Below are 18,518 nucleotides of genomic sequence, written 5' to 3'. Positions count from 1 at the left end.
AGGTCAAAGTCTATTGCAGCCGGGCATAGACTTCGAGCCACAGCCGAACTTGGCCTTCGGCCGTGTAAGGGTCGAGGTCCAGCAGTAGTCTGCTTTCCTGCAGCAGTGCTTCCACTTCGTCCGGCGAGTGATCAACCAGCAGCTCCTGCAGGGGACGCAATGGCAGGTCATTGTCACCCTCGACGGTGGCGTAGAGTTTTTCCAGCCCGCGCTCGGCGGTGTAGTAGCCGGGGGCGTAGAGCGGTTCCTGTTCACGATCCAGTTGCAGTTCTTCCAGCACCGCTTTGGCGCTGTGGCCCTGTTGGTAGAGGTGGTCGGTATCGATATCCAGATAGCGATCATCCGTTTCCTCGAGCCACTCATCTTCGGGCTGAATCAACGTGCTTTTTATACTACCTTCGGGCAGACTCCAGGCGATGGCCAAAGGAAACGCGTCATCGCTGTCGCCACTCATCTCAAAAGCAATAATCAGGGGATAGGTCACAAGGAGGAGTCCATTGGGTGGATTTTGACTATTCTCATTCATTGGTCTTAAGGCCCAGCCGCAGCATGCGGCCTGCGTCGCCGCGTAGACCAATGTCTAATTTAGGGCGGTTCCGGCGTTTCGGTATAACCCTAAAACCTTTGCCACCCAGAATAAGAGCGGCCTGCGACGCTGCCAATGGCAAACATAATAATCACAAGTACTGTTACCAGAAAGGACTAAAAAGGGCATCACGATGAGCGAAACAAAGGTCTACCCCGTCAACCCCGATTTTGCCAAGCAGGCGTGGGTCGACAACGACAAGTACCTGGCCATGTATGAGCAGTCGGTCAAGGACCCCGAGGGATTCTGGGGTGAGCACGGCAAGCGTATCGATTGGATCAAGCCGTTTACCAAGGTAAAAAACACCTCTTTCGACCCCCATAATGTTGATATCCGCTGGTTTGAAGATGGCACCCTGAACGCTTCTGTCAGCTGTCTCGACCGTCACCTTGAAACCCGCGGCGACCAGGTTGCCATCATCTGGGAAGGCGACGACCCCAGCGAAGACGCACACATCACCTACCGCGAGTTGCACGAGCGGGTGTGCAAGTTTGCCAACGCGCTGAAAGCGCAGGGCGCCAAGAAAGGCGACGTTATCACCCTGTATCTGCCGATGATTCCGGAAGCGGCGGTTGCGATGCTGGCTTGCGCTCGTATCGGTGCGGTTCACTCTATCGTTTTCGGTGGCTTCTCTCCCGACGCGCTGGCAGCGCGGATCGAAGGCGGTAGCTCCAACATCGTAATCACCTCGGATGAAAGCCTGCGCGGTGGTAAAGCGGTTCCGCTGAAAGCCAACGTTGACAAGGCGCTGGAAAATCCTGGCACTGCGTGCTGTCAGAAAGTGATTGTCGTCAAGCGCACTGGCGGCGATGTGGCCTGGAAAGATGGTCGCGATGTGTACTTCGACGAGATCGTCGCTGACGCCAGCCCGGTTTGCGAGCCGGAAGAGATGAACGCCGAAGATCCGCTGTTCATTCTTTACACCTCTGGCTCTACCGGTCAGCCCAAGGGTCTGAAACACACCACCGGCGGTTACATGGTGTATGCCTCCATGACTCACCAGTACGCGTTCGACTACAAGGACGGCGACATCTACTGGTGCACCGCGGACGTGGGTTGGGTTACCGGTCACAGCTACATCGTTTACGGGCCGCTGGCCAACGGTGCCACCTCACTGATGTTTGAAGGTGTGCCGAGCTACCCGGACATGTCCCGCTTCGGCCGCGTGATCGAAAAGCACAAAGTTAACCAGTTCTACACTGCGCCGACTGCAATTCGTGCGTTGATGCAGCAGGGCGATGACGTACTCGGCGATTCCGACCTTTCTACCCTGCGCGTGCTGGGTTCGGTCGGCGAGCCGATCAACCCGGAAGCCTGGGAGTGGTACAACCGCGTCATGGGTGGCGGCAAGTGCCCCATCGTTGATACCTGGTGGCAGACCGAAACCGGCGGCATGATGATCCTGCCGCTGCCGGGTGCCACGGCGGCCAAGCCCGGTTCTGCAACCCGTCCGTTCTTCGGCGTGCAGCCGGCACTGGTGGACAGCGAGGGCAACATCCTCGAAGGCGCGACCGACGGCAACCTGGTCATCACCGACAGCTGGCCGGGTCAGGGTCGCTCTATCTGGGGTGATCACGAGCGTTTCGTGCAGACCTACTTCACCACTTTCAAGGGCTACTACACCACCGGTGACGGTGCTCGTCGTGACGAAGATGGCTACTACTGGATCACCGGTCGCGTTGATGACGTGATCAACGTCTCCGGCCACCGGATGGGTACTGCCGAGGTTGAATCGGCTCTGGTTGCTCACCCGAAGGTTGCTGAAGCCGCGGTGGTGGGCTATCCCCATGACCTGAAGGGTCAGGGTATCTACGTATACGTTACCGTTCAGGCGGGTGTTGAGCCCTCCGACGAGCTGCTGAAAGAGCTGCGTGCTTGGGTGCGTCAGGAGATCGGCCCGATTGCGACTCCCGACCTGATTCAGTTTGCGCCGGGTCTGCCAAAGACCCGCTCCGGCAAGATCATGCGTCGTATCCTTCGTAAGGTAGCCGAAGACGATTTCGGTGCCTTGGGTGATACCTCTACCCTCGCCGATCCGAGTGTGGTTGATGACCTGATCGAGAATCGTTGCAACCGTAAGGGCTAAGCCGCTTACAAGGTTCTGTAACTTCTTTGAAAACTCCCCATTGTTCTTTAAACTATGGGGAGTTTTTTTGTGGGTGCCCGATCCGGGTGGCTCCAAAATGGATAGGGAGATAACGGATGCAGCTAGCCCAGAAGATCATCATCGCCGATGATCATCCGCTGTTCAGAGCGGCCTTGCAGCAAGCGGTCGCCAAGGCGGTTCCCGGGGTTGAGGTGATCGAAGCCGATTCCTTAACCGCTTTACAGGAAACCGTGGTACAGCATGGCGATGCCGATCTGGTGCTGCTGGACCTGCATATGCCGGGTACCAACGGTTTTACCGGTCTGGTTTACTTGCGCGGCCAGAATCCGGGCATGCCGGTGGTAGTGGTGTCCGGCAGTGAAGAGCCGCGGGTTATGCGGCGAGCGATCGACTATGGTGCCTCCGGCTTTATCCCCAAGTCTTCGCCGCTGGAGGTGATCTCTGACGCTATCGTAGCGGTGTTGGAGGGTGAGGTCTGGTTGCCGCAGGAGGTTGCTGAAGGCGCTGACGAGGTGACCGAAGGCGACGCCGAGTTTGCCGCCAAGCTGGGGTCGCTCACGCCGCAGCAGTTCCGTGTGTTGATGATGCTGACCGAGGGGTTGCTGAATAAGCAGATCGCGTACGAGCTCAACGTCAGTGAAGCCACCATCAAAGCGCACGTTACCGCGATTCTGCGCAAACTGGGCGTGCATTCCCGCACTCAGGCGGTGATCGAAGCCAGCCGTCTGGGAGTGGAGCCACCCAAGACCGAAATGGGCTAAACGTCCTGACGGAAAAAGATAAGGAGCCAGTCGGCTCCTTTTTTTGTGCCTGACGTGTGAGTGCTGTTCAGCGCTGCCCCAGCAGCGTGGTCATCAGTGCACGCAGGGCGGCGGGCCGCATCGGCTTGTGCAGCAGATGGGCGCCAAAGTCGCGGACCTCTTCTTGCACTTCGTCGGTGCGGTCGGCGGTGATCACAATCGCTGGCACCGGTTGGTCCCAGTGTTGAGACAGCGCCTGCAACGCCATGACCCCGGTCTGGGTTTCGCCCAAGTGATAATCCGCCAGGATGATGTCGGGGCGGTAGTGGCCATCCTGAACCTGTTGCAGCGCGTCGCCTTCACTGAGTGCCGTACGCACCTCGCAGGACCATCCCTGTAGCAGCGCCGCCATCCCTTCGAGGATGTTGGGCTCGTTGTCGATACAGAGCACTTTGACGCCGCTCAGGTTGCTGCTGCGACGCGAGCCGCCGGCAGCGCGTTGGGGCTGGGCCACCTGTTGCGGATCGCCGAGCGCCAGTTCGACGCTGAATACGGTGCCCTTGCCGGGCCAGGAGCGAACCTGGAGGCGGTGGCTCAGCATCTTGGCGATACGCTCGGTGATCGCCAGACCCAGGCCCAGCCCTTTGACTTGGGAATGCTTGGGATTGTCGATACGGCGGAACTCTTCAAACACCTCCTTCAGTTTGCCCTCGGGAATGCCGACCCCGGTATCCCATACCTCTATGCGCAGCTTACTGCCGACTCGGCGGCAGCCCAGCAACAAGCGGCCGCTCTGGGTGTAGCGGATGGCGTTGGAGAGAAAGTTCTGCAGTACTCGGCGCAGCAGCTGCTGGTCGCTCTGTACCACCTGCTTGCAGTGCACGCAGCGGAAGGCGAGGCCCTTCTCCTGGGCCATGACGCCAAACTCGGCTTTCAGGGTGTTGAACAGGGGGTCGAGGGTAAAGTGGGTAACGTTAGGCTCCAGCGCGCCGGCATCCAGCTTGGAGATGTCCAGCAAGGTCACCAGCAGCTCTTCCGCGGCTTTAAGGGAGCCATCAAGGTTGGTGACCAGCTGTGCCGTAGCGTCGTTGTGGCTCTGCTGCGCCAGCGCTGAGGCAAACAGGCGTGAGGCATTCAGCGGCTGTAACAGGTCGTGACTGGCGGCGGCGAGGAAGCGGGTTTTGCCGAGGTTGGCAGCATCGGCCTCGGATTTCGCCTGGCGCAGTTCGTCCTCAATCAGGGCACGGATGGTGTTCTCTTTGCGCAGTTCCTTGTTGATGGCCGAGATCGCCTGGGTGCGCTCATGGACCCGCTGCTCCAGATTTTCGTTGGTTTCCTGCAGCGCCAGCTCTGCTTTGCGGCGTTCAGTGATGTCCTGATAAAGGGTGAAATAACCCAGCACATCGCCGTACTCACCGATGTGGGGGATGTAGGTAACGTCCGCATAGCGTATTTCCCCGGTTGTGGTCGGGAGCCGGGTCTCAAAGCGCTGGCGCTCGCCCTTGAGCACGTTGGCGATAAAGGGGGTGCGGTGATCGTAATCGCTCTCTTTGAGTACCTTGTAGCAGGGCGTGCCCGAGATGGCGTGACGATCGCGAATGCCAAATACTTCGGCGTAGGCTTTATTAACGAACAGGTAACGCCGCTCCTTGTCGAGATAGGCGATCAGTACCGGTACGTTGTCGGTGTACAGGCGGATGCTTTGTTCGCTCTCGCGCAGCGCCTCTTCCGTGCGTTTGTGTTCGGTGATGTCCATGTAGGTGTTGACGTAGCCGCCACCCGGCATCGGATTGCCCTGAACCTCCAGTACAGTGCCGTCCTGACGGTAGCGGATATAGGAATGAGCCTTGCCCGACTGCAGCATGCTCAGTCGCTGGCCGACATGGTGCTCGATCTCGCCGGGACCGTATTCGCCCATCTCGGCGTTATAGCGGAACACCTCCGCGGCAGGGCGGCCGACACAGATCAACCCTTCGGGGTAGTCGAATAGCTCCAGATAGCGCCGGTTCCAGGCCACCAGTCGCAGCTGCTGGTCGACTACGCTGATTCCCTGGTTAATATTTTCGATGGTTGACTGCAGCAGTGAGCGGTTGAACTTCAGTACTTGGGTGGCTTCATCAACGATGGTCACCACGTCACCCAGCTGCATGTCGCGGCCGCGCAGGGTCGAGGCGATCAGGATGCGTGCTGAAGAGGCACCGATGACACCGGCCAGCAACCGTTCGGTAAAGTCGATCAGTTCGTGGGATGCCTTGTCCCCGCTAAGCGGCGGATCCTCACCACGCTGCAGGGCAAAGCCGGTAAAGGCGTGGCTGGCTTTGCTGACGCCGATAAAACGTTCCGCCAGCAGCTGCAGGTCGCCGACGGTGGTATTACCACTGAGGGCATGGGCCGGTTCGGCGGTGTCGACCACCTGATCGACGTAAGTGCTGGCCTGAATGCGGTCGATCAGGCGCGGCGCCGAATAGCGTGAGAACAGGAAAAAGAAGAAGCAGTTGAGCAGCAGACTCCAGAAGGTGCCGTGGGTCAGCGAATCATTAAACTGAATACCGAACAGGGCTGTGGGTTGTAGCCACTCGGATTGCCACAGCTGGTCCTGCAATGCTTGGGGAACCAGGCCGGCAGCGGCCATGGTGGGCATCACCAGGGTATAGAGCCACACCAGAAAACCGGCGCTGATGCCGACCAATGCGCCCTGGCGGTTGCCTTGCTTCCACAGCACCGCGGCCAGCAGGGCCGGCGCAAACTGGGCCACGGCAACGAAGGCCAGCAGACCGAAGGATGCCAGGCTGCCGGATTCACCGAAGATACGGTAGTAGAAGTACGCCAGCAGCATCAGGTTGATGATGGTCAGGCGGCGTATTTTCAGGAGTAGCGAGCCCAGGTCTTTCAGCCGGGTGATGCGGGCACGGGTCCAGCCGATCCGCATCAGCAGCGGAATGACGATATCGTTGCAGACCATGGTGCTGAGGGTGATGGTGGCGACGATCACCATGCTGGTGGCCGCGGACAGGCCGCCGATAAAGGCGATCACCGCCAGCCGGCTTTCGCCATTGGCCAGCGGCAGGCTGAGTACGAAGCTGTCCGCATCGACGCTGCCGTCCGGGAAGGTCAGCATGCCGGCGGTGGCAATCGGTAGTACGAACAGACTGGCGAGCAGCAGATAGAGCGGAAAGATCCAACGCGCCACCCGCAGATCACCAATGTCGGCATTTTCGACCACCGCTACATGAAACTGGCGTGGCAGGCAGATAATCGCCAGCGCCGCTAGCAAGGTTTCAGTGATAAAGCTGTTCTGGGTCAGATCCTTGCGGAAATTCTCGTTGTTGGCGAGTTCTTGTGCGGCTTTGGTAAACAGATCGTCGAAGCCGTCGAATACGCCAAAGGTAACGAACAGCCCGACCGCGATAAAGGCTGCCAGCTTGACTATCGATTCAAACGCCACCGCCAGTACGATCCCTTCATGGTGCTCGGTGGCATCGATGTGGCGGGTGCCGAACAGAATCGAAAACAGCGCCATCAGCAGGGCGACGAATAGCGCGGTATCGCTGCCGTTGGCGGCCTCTCCGGCGGCGTTGGTGAGGGCGTTGTAGCTGATCGCCACCGCTTTTAACTGCAACGCGATGTAGGGCACGATGCCGAGTACGGCGATGATGGTGACCAGAATTGCCAGCCCCTGGCTCTTGCCGTAACGGGAGGCGATGAAGTCGGAAATGGTGGTGATGTTCTGCTTCTTGCTCACCAGAATAATCTTGGTGAACACCGGCCATAAGACGATAAAGGTGATGATGGGGCCAAGGTAGGTGGCCAGAAACTCCCAGCCGCTGGTGGAGGCGCGGCCAACGGCGCCATAAAAGGTCCAGGAGGTCGCGTATACCGCAAGGGAGAGGCTGTATACCACCGGCCGGGCACGCGAATTCAGCAGGTCTTTGGCGTGGTTGTCACCGTAGTAGGCAATGGCGAACAGAATGCCCACGTAGGTGAGCGAGATCAGGATGATGAACCAGCCTTCCAGCATAGCGATCCCCGGGGGTCAGTGTTGTCCGAGTTGGGTTGCCGGGTTGGTGGTGACCGAAGACGATCCGGTGGTGATCAGCCCTGCATGGCGGGGAGCCGAACACGGAGGCTCTAAAATCGGTGTTTTATCCTGAGATGTCTTTAATCATCACCCACTTAGCCTGCGTACAATAGCAGCCGCACGCGGTGAATAAAATGGGTCGTCAGCTCGGTGGGGACGACCCGTATTCGGTGGGTCGTGGTTATACGCCGTTGCAAACCCGGGTTCGCAGGGGGTCGGCTTCTGCCAGCTCTTTCAGTGAGCTCAGGTCCGGTTTGCGTTCCTCGGTGAGTTTCAGCATCTGGCCGTTGCTGCAGTTGAGCAGGTGGGGCGCCGCGATGACGTTGTCTGCATGGCTGCGCTCGAACTGATAGAGCACGAATTCGGCCACCAGGTCGTCTTGTACCTGTGTCACCTTGAAGCTGCTCGAATCCAGTACGGTGAAGCCGGTGGTCAGCGGGTAGAGATAGCTCCAGGGGCGCCAGATCATCTGGCCTTGCTGGGTTGCGATCACCTCCGACTCGGGGGGAAGTTGGGCCTGTTTGTGCTCATACCAGGTGTACTCCGAGTAGATCTGGTAGCTCAGCATGCCGATACCGGCAAAAACGGGCACGATCCACTTGGGGAGCTTTTTGCGTGACAGTGAGCGCAGGGTGAGGCCGATACCGGCGGCACCGATACCTGCAAACACGAGGGCAACCAAATTCCAAATCATAATACCTGTTCCTGAAAAAAGTCGGGCTTCCCTAAGGAAGCCCGATTCGGTTCAACCTTTATGGACCGACAGGCTGCCGGTCCTCAGGCTGTATTGTGACTTAGTGGGCTACTGCGTCGCCAGCCCCTTTGGGGTAACGAACGCTTTCGACCAGGTCTTGAATCTCCTGCGGAGTTTCTTCGGTCACGCTGGATACGCCGAATGCGACAGCGAAGTTAACCAGTGCGCCGATGGCACCGAAGGACAGCGGGTTGATACCCATGATCCAGTTAGCCGCGTTGTCAGGCAGGTTGGCAGTGCCCGGAATGAAGAACCAGCCCTTGTACATGAAGATGTACACGAGGGTTACGATCAGACCAGCCAGCATACCGAATACCGCGCCTTTGTCGTTGACCTTCTTGGAGAAGATGCCGTACATCAGCGCCGGGAAGATAGAAGCGGCGGCGATACCGAACGCCAGTGCTACTACCTGTGCCGCGAATCCGGGCGGGTTCATACCGAGGTAGGTTGCCACCACAATCGATACTGCCATGGTGATACGCGCCACCATCAGTTCGCCCTTATCGCTCAGATCCGGATTGATACTACCCTTGACCAAGTCGTGTGCGATGGACGACGAGATCGCCAGCAACAGACCTGCAGCAGTCGACAGTGCGGCCGCCAGACCACCCGCCGCGATCAGACCGATAACCCAGCCCGGCAGTTGCGCGATCTCGGGGTTAGCCAGTACCAGGATGTCACGGTTGTAGGTGAACTCGTTGCCTTTCCAGCCATTCTGCTCAGCCAGCGCCTTGCCTGCTTCAGACTTGTCGTTGTAAGTCTGGATCAGGCCGTCGCCGTTCTTGTCTTCGTACTTTAGCAGACCGGTAACTTCCCAGTTCTTCATCCACTCGGGACGCTCTGCATGAGAGATCGGCTGGGTGTAGTCGCCAGTCGGGTAGATGGTGGTGTAGATGTTCAGGCGCGCCATGGCCGCTACAGCCGGAGCAGTAGTGTAAAGCAGAGCGATGAACACCAGTGCCCAACCAGCAGACCAACGAGCGTCAGCTACCTTCGGTACGGTGAAGAAACGGATGATTACGTGCGGCAGACCTGCAGTACCGATCATCAGGGTCAAGGTGAACAGAACCATGTTCAGCTTGTTGTCGATGTCAGCAGTATGAGCTGTGAAGCCCAGATCGGTAACAACCTGATCCAGTTTGCCCAGCAGGGTCATGCCAGAACCAGCGTGATCGCCGAACAGGCCGAAGGCCGGCAGCGGGTTGCCAGTCAGCTCCAGAGAGATGAACACGGCAGGAATGGTGTAAGCCACGATCAGTACGCAGTACTGCGCCACCTGGGTGTAGGTGATGCCCTTCATGCCGCCGAGTACGGCGTAGAAGAATACAACGATAGACGCGATGATCAGGCCGGTATCCTTGTCAACTTCCAGGAAGCGGGAGAAGGCGATACCTGCACCAGCCATCTGACCGATTACGTAGGTTACCGAGGCAACGATCAAACAGGCAACAGCCACCATGCGGGCGGTTTTGCTGTAAAAACGATCGCCGATGAACTCCGGCACGGTGAACTTACCGAACTTACGCAGGTAAGGTGCCAGCAGCATCGCCAGCAATACGTAACCGCCGGTCCAACCCATCAGGAAGCTGGAGCCGTAGTAACCCGTGGCGGCGATCAGACCAGCCATAGAGATAAAGGAAGCCGCAGACATCCAGTCTGCTGCGGTAGCCATGCCGTTCATGACCGGTGGTACACCACCGCCCGCGACATAGAATTCCTTGGTTGAGCCTGCGCGTGCCCAGATTGCGATGCCGAAGTAGAGCGCGAAGGACGCGCCAACAAACAGCAGGTTGATAGTAAACTGACTCATGCTGTCTTACTCCTGGAGACCAAGTTCTTCGTCTAGCTTGTTCATCTTCCATGAATAGAAGAAAACCAAACCGATGAAAGAGAAGATGGAACCCTGCTGGGCGAACCAGAAGCCAAGGTCAGAACCGCCGACGGCGATGCCTGACAGCATGGGGCGAAGGAGGATGCCGAAGCCGAAAGATACCAGAGTCCAGACCACCAGACTCCCGAGGATCAGGCGAAGGTTCGCTGACCAGTACTTTTCGGCAGTTGCTTTATCAATTGCCATAAGTGCTCTCCAATTTTTTTTGTAATTAGGAGTTGGGAAGTAACCGAGGGTAATAGTGCAAAAATAATTGCCAGATTGGATCCCCGACTTTCGTATGACATTGCTCTAACACTGTTTTTCTAGCGTGTCGGGAGGGCTGCTTGCGGGGTGCGGAAGCGCCGAAAGTCGCTGGTTCGCCGCGATTTTTGAGTTTTTCTTCAGGCTCGTCGCCGACGGGCGGGGTGATACCAAAGTCGGGGGTTTGTTTGCCGGGGCACTTTGGTAGATTCGAGCAGTCGCTGTGCCGCTTTATCGGATAACAACAATTAAAAAGGAAGGGGTCATGAGCATTTCACGCGAAAGCGCTGATGCGTACTGGAAAGAGAATGTGCGCATCATTCTCTCTTATCTGGTGGTTTGGTTCGTTGTTTCTTATGGCTGTGGAATTCTGTTCGTCGAGCAATTGAATTCGATACCGTTCTTCGGTTTTGAGCTGGGGTTCTGGTTTGCCCAGCAGGGTTCTATCTTTGTGTTTTGCGGTCTGATCGTGGCGTATGCCATCAGCATGAACAACCTCGACGAAAAATACGACGTGCACGAATAACAATAACAGTTCAGGGCAGCGCTGCTTATGGATAGCCAAGATATCCTTAACTTTACCTTTATCGGGGCATCGTTTGCGCTCTATATCGGTATCGCGATCTGGGCGCGGGCCGGATCAACCAAAGAGTTTTATATTGCCGGTGGCGGCGTGCCACCGATCGCCAATGGCATGGCGACCGCTGCTGACTGGATGTCGGCCGCTTCATTTATTTCACTGGCGGGTATTATCTCGTTTATCGGTCGTGACGGTGCGGCTTACCTGATGGGCTGGACCGGTGGCTATGTCATGTTGGCGATGTTGCTGGCGCCTTACCTGCGCAAGTTCGGCAAGTTTACCGTGCCGGATTTTGTTGGTGACCGCTATTACTCCAACTTTGCCCGCGTGATCGCGGTGCTATGCACCATCATCATCTCGTTTACCTATGTGGCTGGCCAGATGCGTGGCGTGGGGATTGTGTTCTCCCGCTTTCTGGGTGTGGGTATCGACCAGGGGGTAGTGATCGGCATGGCGATTGTCTTCGTGTACGCGGTGCTGGGCGGAATGAAAGGTATTACCTACACCCAGGTGGCGCAGTACTGCGTGCTGATCATGGCGTTTACCGTGCCGGCGGTGTTTCTCTCTTTTCAGGTTACGGGGCATATTCTGCCGCAGACGGGTCTTGGGGCGACACTGGAGAGCGGTCAATCTATTCTGGCCACCATTGACCAGCTGTCGACCGAACTCGGGTTTCGTGAATACACTGCGGGCGGCAAGAGTACGCTGGATATGTTCTTTTTGACCGCCGCGTTGATGTGCGGCACAGCAGGGCTGCCGCACGTGATCGTGCGCTTCTTTACCGTGCCGCGGGTCAAGGATGCCCGTTCCTCTGCCGGCTGGGCGTTGATGTTTATTGCCATTCTCTATACCTCGGTGCCGGGGGTGGCCGCCTTTGGCAAATACAACCTGATTACCACCGTTAATGGCGATGATGGTCGCGGCGTGGCCTATGCAACCATGCCCGGGTGGTTCAAGAACTGGGAAAACTCCGGTCTGATCGGCTGGGCCGACCACAACGGTGATGGCCGGGTGCAGTATGCCGCGGGTGCCGCGTTTCAGGGAAAGCCGGAGTTTGACGGCGAGAATCGCAACACCGACGGTTCGCGCGTGACACTGAATCCCTCAGATGGGCAGTTCGACGCGTCGAAGCAGCCCTTTGCCAACGAGCTCTATGTCGATCGCGACATTATGGTACTGGCCAATCCGGAAATTGCCAATCTGCCGGGCTGGGTCATCGCGCTGGTGGCCGCCGGAGCGGTGGCGGCTGCGCTGTCAACCGCTGCGGGCTTGCTGTTGGTGATCTCGACCGCAGTGTCCCATGATCTGATGAAAAAGTGCGTCAACCCTCAGATTACCGATAAGCAGGAGTTGATGTACGCGCGTCTGGCGGCGATCGTGGCGATCTTCGTGGCGGGCTATTTCGGGATCAATCCTCCGGGCTTTGTTGCTATTGTGGTGGCGCTGGCCTTTGGCTTGGCGGCGTCGTCGTTCTTCCCGGCTATTATTCTGGGGATCTTCTCGCGGCGCATGAACAGGGAAGGCGCGGTTGCCGGCATGGTAGTCGGCATCGGTTCGACCCTGGCGTATATCATCTACTTCAAGTTCATGGGCGGTACCAGGGATGAGCTGTTTATGGGAATCTCGCCCGAGGGCTTTGGTACTGTGGGGATGCTGCTTAACTTTGCCACCGCGTTTGTGGTGGCCGCGGTGACGCCTCCGCCCCCCGCCGAGATACAGGAGATCGTACACGACATCCGCATACCGCGTGGCGCGGGGGTTGCTCAGGCGCACTAAACGAGCGTGATCGCGGAGATGCAGGGCGCGCCAGCAATAATGCTTGGCGTGCCTTTTCTTTGTAACGGATATTGGCCTGTGGCGGGCTAATGCTACCGCCATAACTTTTCGAGACTGGGACGATGCCTACAGAATTTAACGAATCCAACCTGCCCTTCAGCCTGCTGGAGCCTGACGAGCTCAAGCTGCTCAGGGGGAACCTCGATCTTGGTTACTATCAGCAGGGTGAATATCTGATTACGGCTGGCGAGGCGCCAGAGGGGTTGTTCATTATCCTCAAGGGTCGGGTGCGTGAAACCGAATCGCTCGACGACGGTGCGCAGCAGGAGCACGTGTTTGTGCACTATGGCAGTGAGGACTACTTTGGTGCCTGGTCGGCGCTCAAGGGTAAGGCGATGCACAATTTTATCGCTGAAGAGGAGACTATCGCCCATATTTTGCCGACCAAAGTCCTGTTGGAACTGGTCTACAGCAACCCGCGCTTTGGTGATTACTTCAGTCGTACCCTGGCGGCCAAAACCGAGATTCACGAGCAGCAGGGCGAAGAACAGGGGATGGCGGAGTTTATGCTCGCGCAGGTCGATGGCGAGTGTATGCGTGATCCGCTGATCGTGCTCGAGGGCGCGACGCTCAAAGAGACCACTGCGATGATGCGTGAGAAGCACGCCGACTGCGTGCTGGTGCGCAAAGGGGCGCGCTACGGCATCGTCACCGGTACCGACCTGCTCAACGCGGTGGTGCTGAAAGAGCTGTCGCTGGATACGCCTGTCAGCGATATTGCCAGTTATCGCTTGATCACCGTGGAGGCGGGCGACTACCTGTTCAATGCGCTGACGCTGATGACCTTACAGCATATTGAGCGGGTGGTGGTGATGAAAGATCACCAGTTGCTCGGCATTATCGAGCTGACCGATGTGCTCAGTTACTTCTCCAGTCATTCTCATGTGATCGGGTTGCGTATTCAGCGTGCCCAGACCATTGAGGATCTCTCCCGTGCCGCTCACGGTCTGAATGACCTGATTAGATCGCTTGCGGCGCACGGTGTGAAAGCGCGCTTTGCCATGGATCTGGTGGCGGCGATGAATGAGCGGGTGATGGCCAAGCTGTTTACCTTGCTGGTACCCGAAGACATTCTGCCGCACGTCTGTCTGGTGGTCATGGGCAGTGAAGGGCGCGGCGAGCAGATCATGAAGACCGACCAGGATAACGCCGTCATCATGCGTGACGGCCTCGACTGGCCGGGGCGTGAGGCGGTGTTAAAGCGCTTTACTGAGACCTTGATCGAATTTGGTTACCCGGAGTGCCCGGGTAATATCATGGTTTCCAACCCCTACTGGGTGCAGCACCTCAGCGATTGGTCGCAGCGGATGAGCGACTGGGCCGGCAGTGCCGATGGCGAGACCATGATGAATCTTGCCATTGCGGTAGATGCCAAGCCGGTTGCCGGTAATCCGGCGCTGTTCAAGGCTGCGCGTAACTGGTTCTTGCGTCAGATGCATGACAACCAGGTGTTCTTCTCGCACTTCTCGCGCGCGGCGCTGGAGTTTGATACGCCGTTGACCTTCTTCGGCAGCATCAAGAAGCGGGAGCAGGGTATCGATATCAAGAAGGGCGGGATCTTCCCCATTGTGCACGGAATTCGCACCATGGCGTTGCAGCACCGGGTGCTGGAGACCAATACCTTCAAGCGTATCGATGTGTTGCGCGACCAGGGCGTGCTGAAAAAACAGCAGGCAGGGGACCTGGTCGAGGCGCTGTCAATTTTCGTCCAGATTCGCTTGCAGCAGCAGTTGGCGCGAATTGATGATGAGGCCTTCAGTGAGGCGCCCAATCTGATTTTGCCGGAACGACTAGACCGGTTGGATAAGGACTTGCTGCGTGAGGCACTGCACGTGGTGAAGGAGTTCAAGAAACATCTGAGTATGCGTTACCACTTGGAGAGATAATTTATGCTTCGCGCTATCAAGGTACTTCGAGAGCGAAAGCAGCATCGTGATGGCCCCTACGGGTATCTGTTCGAGCCCTACCGCGGCGACGAGGTGGTGTCACTCGATTGTGAGACTACCAGTCTGGACGTGAAGCAGGCGGAGATCCTGTCTATTGGTGCGGTACGCATCAAAGGTAGTCGCGTGCTGACGAGTGAGCGGCTGGATATCAAGCTGAAACCACCCAAAACCCTGACCGGCGATTCGATCAAGATCCACAAGATACGAGCTATGGATCTGTCCGAGGGGATCGAAATGGATGAGGCGCTGGAACAGGTGTTGGCGTTTATCGGTAACCGGCCGATGCTGGGGTACTACGTCAACTTTGATCGGCAGATGCTGGACAAGTATCTGCGTCCGCGGCATGGCTTCGGGTTGCCGAACAAGATGATTGAGCTCTCGCATGTCTATCACGACCGGATCAAGAGCCAATCTCTGGGGGGGGACGTCGATCTGCGTTTTGATACCATCGCCAGTAAGCTGAATCTGCCGATGCTGCAGCGACATACCGCGCTGGGTGATGCTATAACCGTCGCGCTGATGTATGTGCGGTTGAAGTACGGTAAGGCGCCAAAAGCCTGACTCGTTTGGGCGGGCTGTTCTGGCCCGCTTCTTGCTAAATTCCTCTATAGCCTCCGAAAGCGTGCGCAAGTGCCGTAAATTTGTCGCTTTGGGTGGTGTCTATAACGTATTTACGTATAATCTGACGAATAATTGACGTTAGTGGCGGTTTTTGACGAGGTGTTCCGATGACGGATCGAGTCGACATTCAGAATGTGTTGAGCCAGATGCGTGCGCTACAGGCTCAGGCCTCCGGGGCGGTGCGCCCGATGGCCGGGCCTGAGGCGGCAGAGGGTCCGTCAGGCGGCAGTTTTGGTGATCTACTGAAGACCGCAATCGACAAAGTGAGCGAGACGCAGAATGAAGCCAAAAATTTGTCACTAGCGTTGGAGCGTGGCGATCCAAACGTGGATTTGCCGCAGGTGATGATCGGTCTGCAGAAGGCGAGTGTGTCTTTTCAGGCCATGGTCCAGGTTCGTAACCGTCTGGTGGCGGCTTACGAAGATATTTCCAAGATGCCGATCTGACGGAGTCGGGTAATCCATGGCTGAAAACGTTCCTGCAACAACGCGTGACGCCGGTCTCTCCGGCTCGCTGGGTATGGCTGCGGGGTTTAATAATCTGGGGTTGTTTCGCCAGATCGGCTTGATGGTCGGTCTGGCAGCGAGCGTGGCCATAGGCTTCGCGGTTGTGCTGTGGTCTCAGGAGCCTGACTATCGCCCGCTACTTAATGACCTCAATACGCTGGATGCCACCGAGATCGTCGATGCGTTGACCCAGAATCAGATTCCCTATCGCATCGATACCAATAGCGGTGCGCTGCTGGTGCCGGCGGAGCATCTGCACAAGGCAAGGTTGCGTCTGGCGGCGGATGGTCTGAGCGGCCGCAATACCGTGGGTTTTGAGCTGCTGGATCAGGAGCAGGCGCTGGGGACCAGCCAGTTCATGGAGAGTACGCGCTACCGGCGCGGCCTGGAGGGTGAGCTTGCCCGTACCATTGCCAGTATGTTGGCGGTGAAAAGCGCGCGGGTTCATCTGGCCATTCCCAAGCAGTCGGTGTTTGTGCGCGACGCACGCAAGCCAACCGCGTCGGTATTTCTTGAGCTTTACGCCGGGCGTTCGCTGGAGCGGGCGCAGGTCGCATCTATTGCCAATCTGGTGGCGACCAGCATCTCGGAGCTTAACCCCAAAGATGTCACCATTGTTGACCAGAAGGGGCGGCTGCTAAACAGTCAGGATGTTGACGATGAAGTGTCCATGGCGGCCAAGCAGCTGGATTATATCCGCAAGGTCGAGGAGCGGCTGGCGGCGCGGGTGCGGGGCATTCTCGAGCCGGTGGTGGGGTCCGGGCGCTTCCGTGCGGAGGTTTCTGCCGATCTTGATTTTACCGCGGTCGAACAGACCGATGAGCTCTACAATCCGGATCTGCCGTCGCTTCGCAGTGAACAGACTTTGACCGAGCGGCGCGCAGGCGCCGAGGGTGCCGGTGGTGTGCCCGGCGCGCTGTCTAACCAGCCTCCGGGAGCTGTGCAGGTGCCTGAGGTGGCGGCTGGCGTGGATGGTGTCGCCGGTGCGGGTGCTGCCGCGGCGACCAGCCGTACCCAAGCAACGCGTAACTTTGAGCTCGACCGGACCATCAGTTATACCCGCCATCAGCAGGGGCGGGTAAGACGTCTCACTGTGGCGGTGGCGGTGGATGATCTGGTCAGCCGTGATCCTGATACCGGGGACGCCACGCGCCGTCCCTGGAACGATAATGACCTGCAGCGGTTGACCCTGTTGGTGCGGGACGCCGTGGGCTATTCCGCTGCCCGTGGTGACAGTGTTAACGTTATCAATACGCCGTTTGCATCGCCGGACCCGCTGGAACCGATGCCCGAACCGCCGCTGTGGGAGCAGGGCTGGTTTTGGGATCTGATGAAGAAAGTCGGGGCCGGAACCTTCCTGCTGGTGTTGGTGTTCGGTGTGCTCCGTCCGATCATGAAGAACCTGTCGTCTGCGAATGCTGGCGGCAGTGGTGGCGGAGGCTTTGGCACCGAGCTGGAAGGTATTGAAGAAAGCGAACTGCCTGCGCCGATGGAGTCCAGTGCAGATATGTTGCCAACCCCCAACGAGAGCTACGAGCGTCAGGTAGACGCGGTGCGCAGTCTGGTGGCGGAAGATCCGGGCCGGGTGGCGCAAGTGGTTAAACAGTGGATAGCAGCCGATGAGCAGTGATCCCAATCGTAAATTGTCGCCGCTGGAGCGCTCGGCCATCCTGCTGATGTCGCTGGGCGAGACCGATGCCGCCGAAGTGATGAAGCATATGGGGCCGCGCGAAGTCCAGCGCATCGGCACCGCCATGTCACAGCTCGCCAATATCCAGCAGGATCAGGTCGAGATGGTGATGGCGGACTTTCTCAATACCGTCAGCAACCAGACGGGGCTGGGTGTCGGCGCCGACAATTACATCCGTTCGGTGCTGACCCAGGCGCTGGGTGACGAAAAAGCCGGCAGCGTTATCAATCGTATCCTGGAGGGTGGCAACACCAAGGGCCTGGATACCCTCAAGTGGATGGATCCGCGTCAAGTTGCGGACGTGATTCGTTACGAGCACCCGCAGATTCAGGCGATTGTGATCTCCTATCTGGAATCGGATCAGGCGGCCGAAGTGCTGGCGTTTTTCGACGAGAAAGTGCGGCTGGATATCCTGATGCGGGTGTCGGCGCTGGATACGGTACAGCCGAGTGCGCTGCAGGAGTTGAACGATATTCTCGAGCGACAGTTTGCCGGCAACACGACCTCCAACACGACCACCATGGGCGGAGTGAAGGTGGTGGCCAACATCATGAACTACTTCGATAGCAGTATCGAAGCGAACATGATGGAGGCGATTCGTGAGGTGGACGAAGATCTGAGTGGTGAAATTCAGGACCTGATGTTCGTCTTTGCCAATCTGGTGGATGTCGATGATCGTGGCATTCAGGTGATCCTGCGCGAAATCTCCACCGACGTACTGGTGGTGGCGCTCAAGGGGGCTGATACGGCGCTGCAGGAAAAAGTCTTCAAAAATATGTCCAAAAGAGCCGCTGAACTGTTGCGCGATGACCTTGAAGCGTCGCCGCCGGTACGGGTCAGCGATGTCGAAAACGCCCAGAAAGAGATCCTCACCGTGGCCCGCCGCCTCGCCGACGAAGGCGAGATTATGCTGGGCGGTGGTGGCGAAGAGATGCTTTAA

14 protein-coding genes are annotated in these 18,518 nt (G+C 57.8%); 9 read left to right on the top strand and 5 right to left on the bottom strand.

Annotated elements, in window-relative coordinates; translation table 11 throughout:
* Nucleotides 1-10: 10 nt before the first annotated feature.
* The gene (locus JJQ76_RS05670; protein ID WP_210395749.1) at nt 11-484 is read right to left on the bottom strand and encodes a hypothetical protein; all 474 of its coding nucleotides are present in this window, start codon (nt 482-484) and stop codon (nt 11-13) included.
* A 235-nt stretch (nt 485-719) separates the two neighbouring features.
* On the opposite strand from JJQ76_RS05670, the gene acs reads away from it, so the two are divergent.
* Both acs and JJQ76_RS05660 read left to right on the top strand, forming a co-directional pair.
* Nucleotides 720-2,672 carry an acetate--CoA ligase gene (gene acs / locus JJQ76_RS05665; RefSeq protein ID WP_210395748.1) on the top strand — a complete coding sequence of 651 codons (1,953 nt, stop codon included), beginning with the start codon at nt 720-722 and terminating at the stop codon, nt 2,670-2,672.
* Nucleotides 2,673-2,788: 116 nt separating this feature from the next.
* Nucleotides 2,789-3,454: a response regulator transcription factor gene (locus JJQ76_RS05660; protein ID WP_210395747.1), complete on the top strand. Its 666-nt coding sequence runs from the start codon at nt 2,789-2,791 to the stop codon at nt 3,452-3,454.
* A 67-nt stretch (nt 3,455-3,521) separates the two neighbouring features.
* On the opposite strand, the gene JJQ76_RS05655 is transcribed toward JJQ76_RS05660, so the two are convergent.
* The 4 genes from JJQ76_RS05655 to JJQ76_RS05640 form a co-directional block, all read right to left on the bottom strand.
* Nucleotides 3,522-7,451, bottom strand: coding sequence for a hybrid sensor histidine kinase/response regulator (locus tag JJQ76_RS05655; RefSeq protein ID WP_210395746.1), 3,930 nt, complete (start codon nt 7,449-7,451; stop codon nt 3,522-3,524).
* Between the two features lie 241 nt (nt 7,452-7,692).
* Entirely contained in the window at nt 7,693-8,205 is a 513-nt protein-coding gene (locus tag JJQ76_RS05650) for a hypothetical protein (RefSeq protein WP_210395745.1), read from the bottom strand.
* A 100-nt stretch (nt 8,206-8,305) separates the two neighbouring features.
* Entirely contained in the window at nt 8,306-10,075 is a 1,770-nt protein-coding gene (locus JJQ76_RS05645; RefSeq protein WP_210395744.1) for a sodium:solute symporter family protein, read from the bottom strand.
* Nucleotides 10,076-10,081: 6 nt separating this feature from the next.
* Nucleotides 10,082-10,342 (bottom strand): DUF4212 domain-containing protein, encoded by a 261-nt coding sequence (locus JJQ76_RS05640; protein ID WP_210395743.1) that lies wholly within the window; start codon nt 10,340-10,342, stop codon nt 10,082-10,084.
* 322 nt (nt 10,343-10,664) lie between these two features.
* Between JJQ76_RS05640 and JJQ76_RS05635 the strand changes: the two genes are divergently transcribed.
* The 7 genes from JJQ76_RS05635 to fliG all read left to right on the top strand — a co-directional run bounded on the left by JJQ76_RS05635 (nt 10,665) and on the right by fliG (nt 18,518).
* Nucleotides 10,665-10,925 (top strand): DUF4212 domain-containing protein, encoded by a 261-nt coding sequence (locus JJQ76_RS05635; RefSeq protein WP_210395742.1) that lies wholly within the window; start codon nt 10,665-10,667, stop codon nt 10,923-10,925.
* A 27-nt stretch (nt 10,926-10,952) separates the two neighbouring features.
* Nucleotides 10,953-12,755: a sodium:solute symporter family protein gene (locus JJQ76_RS05630; RefSeq protein ID WP_210395741.1), complete on the top strand. Its 1,803-nt coding sequence runs from the start codon at nt 10,953-10,955 to the stop codon at nt 12,753-12,755.
* A 122-nt stretch (nt 12,756-12,877) separates the two neighbouring features.
* Complete coding sequence (locus JJQ76_RS05625) at nt 12,878-14,701, top strand: putative nucleotidyltransferase substrate binding domain-containing protein (protein WP_210395740.1); 1,824 nt, start codon at nt 12,878-12,880, stop codon at nt 14,699-14,701.
* A 3-nt stretch (nt 14,702-14,704) separates the two neighbouring features.
* The gene (locus tag JJQ76_RS05620) at nt 14,705-15,322 is read left to right on the top strand and encodes a 3'-5' exonuclease (RefSeq protein WP_210395739.1); all 618 of its coding nucleotides are present in this window, start codon (nt 14,705-14,707) and stop codon (nt 15,320-15,322) included.
* 167 nt (nt 15,323-15,489) lie between these two features.
* Nucleotides 15,490-15,828, top strand: coding sequence for a flagellar hook-basal body complex protein FliE (fliE, locus tag JJQ76_RS05615; protein WP_210395738.1), 339 nt, complete (start codon nt 15,490-15,492; stop codon nt 15,826-15,828).
* 16 nt (nt 15,829-15,844) lie between these two features.
* Nucleotides 15,845-17,518: a flagellar basal-body MS-ring/collar protein FliF gene (gene fliF / locus JJQ76_RS05610; protein WP_210395737.1), complete on the top strand. Its 1,674-nt coding sequence runs from the start codon at nt 15,845-15,847 to the stop codon at nt 17,516-17,518.
* A complete protein-coding gene (fliG, locus tag JJQ76_RS05605) occupies nt 17,508-18,518 on the top strand; it encodes a flagellar motor switch protein FliG (protein ID WP_210395736.1) in 1,011 nt (336 codons plus the stop codon). The genes fliF and fliG overlap by 11 nt, the downstream gene beginning before the upstream one ends.

Source organism: Motiliproteus sediminis (assembly GCF_017912535.1).
Classification (GTDB): domain Bacteria; phylum Pseudomonadota; class Gammaproteobacteria; order Pseudomonadales; family Balneatricaceae; genus Motiliproteus; species Motiliproteus sediminis.
Note: the sequence above shows the minus strand (reverse complement) of the source record. Positions and strands in the feature narration are given on the sequence as shown.

What these genes read in the sequence shown, in the direction of transcription:
- acs (WP_210395748.1), top strand. Translation starts at nt 720, where the DNA reads ATGAGCGAAACAAAGGTCTACCCCGTCAACCCCGATTTTGCCAAGCAG.
- JJQ76_RS05660 (WP_210395747.1), top strand. Translation starts at nt 2,789, where the DNA reads ATGCAGCTAGCCCAGAAGATCATCATCGCCGATGATCATCCGCTGTTC.
- JJQ76_RS05655 (WP_210395746.1), bottom strand. Translation starts at nt 7,451, where the DNA reads ATGCTGGAAGGCTGGTTCATCATCCTGATCTCGCTCACCTACGTGGGC.
- JJQ76_RS05650 (WP_210395745.1), bottom strand. Translation starts at nt 8,205, where the DNA reads ATGATTTGGAATTTGGTTGCCCTCGTGTTTGCAGGTATCGGTGCCGCC.
- JJQ76_RS05645 (WP_210395744.1), bottom strand. Translation starts at nt 10,075, where the DNA reads ATGAGTCAGTTTACTATCAACCTGCTGTTTGTTGGCGCGTCCTTCGCG.
- JJQ76_RS05640 (WP_210395743.1), bottom strand. Translation starts at nt 10,342, where the DNA reads ATGGCAATTGATAAAGCAACTGCCGAAAAGTACTGGTCAGCGAACCTT.
- JJQ76_RS05635 (WP_210395742.1), top strand. Translation starts at nt 10,665, where the DNA reads ATGAGCATTTCACGCGAAAGCGCTGATGCGTACTGGAAAGAGAATGTG.
- JJQ76_RS05630 (WP_210395741.1), top strand. Translation starts at nt 10,953, where the DNA reads ATGGATAGCCAAGATATCCTTAACTTTACCTTTATCGGGGCATCGTTT.
- JJQ76_RS05625 (WP_210395740.1), top strand. Translation starts at nt 12,878, where the DNA reads ATGCCTACAGAATTTAACGAATCCAACCTGCCCTTCAGCCTGCTGGAG.
- JJQ76_RS05620 (WP_210395739.1), top strand. Translation starts at nt 14,705, where the DNA reads ATGCTTCGCGCTATCAAGGTACTTCGAGAGCGAAAGCAGCATCGTGAT.
- fliE (WP_210395738.1), top strand. Translation starts at nt 15,490, where the DNA reads ATGACGGATCGAGTCGACATTCAGAATGTGTTGAGCCAGATGCGTGCG.
- fliF (WP_210395737.1), top strand. Translation starts at nt 15,845, where the DNA reads ATGGCTGAAAACGTTCCTGCAACAACGCGTGACGCCGGTCTCTCCGGC.
- fliG (WP_210395736.1), top strand. Translation starts at nt 17,508, where the DNA reads ATGAGCAGTGATCCCAATCGTAAATTGTCGCCGCTGGAGCGCTCGGCC.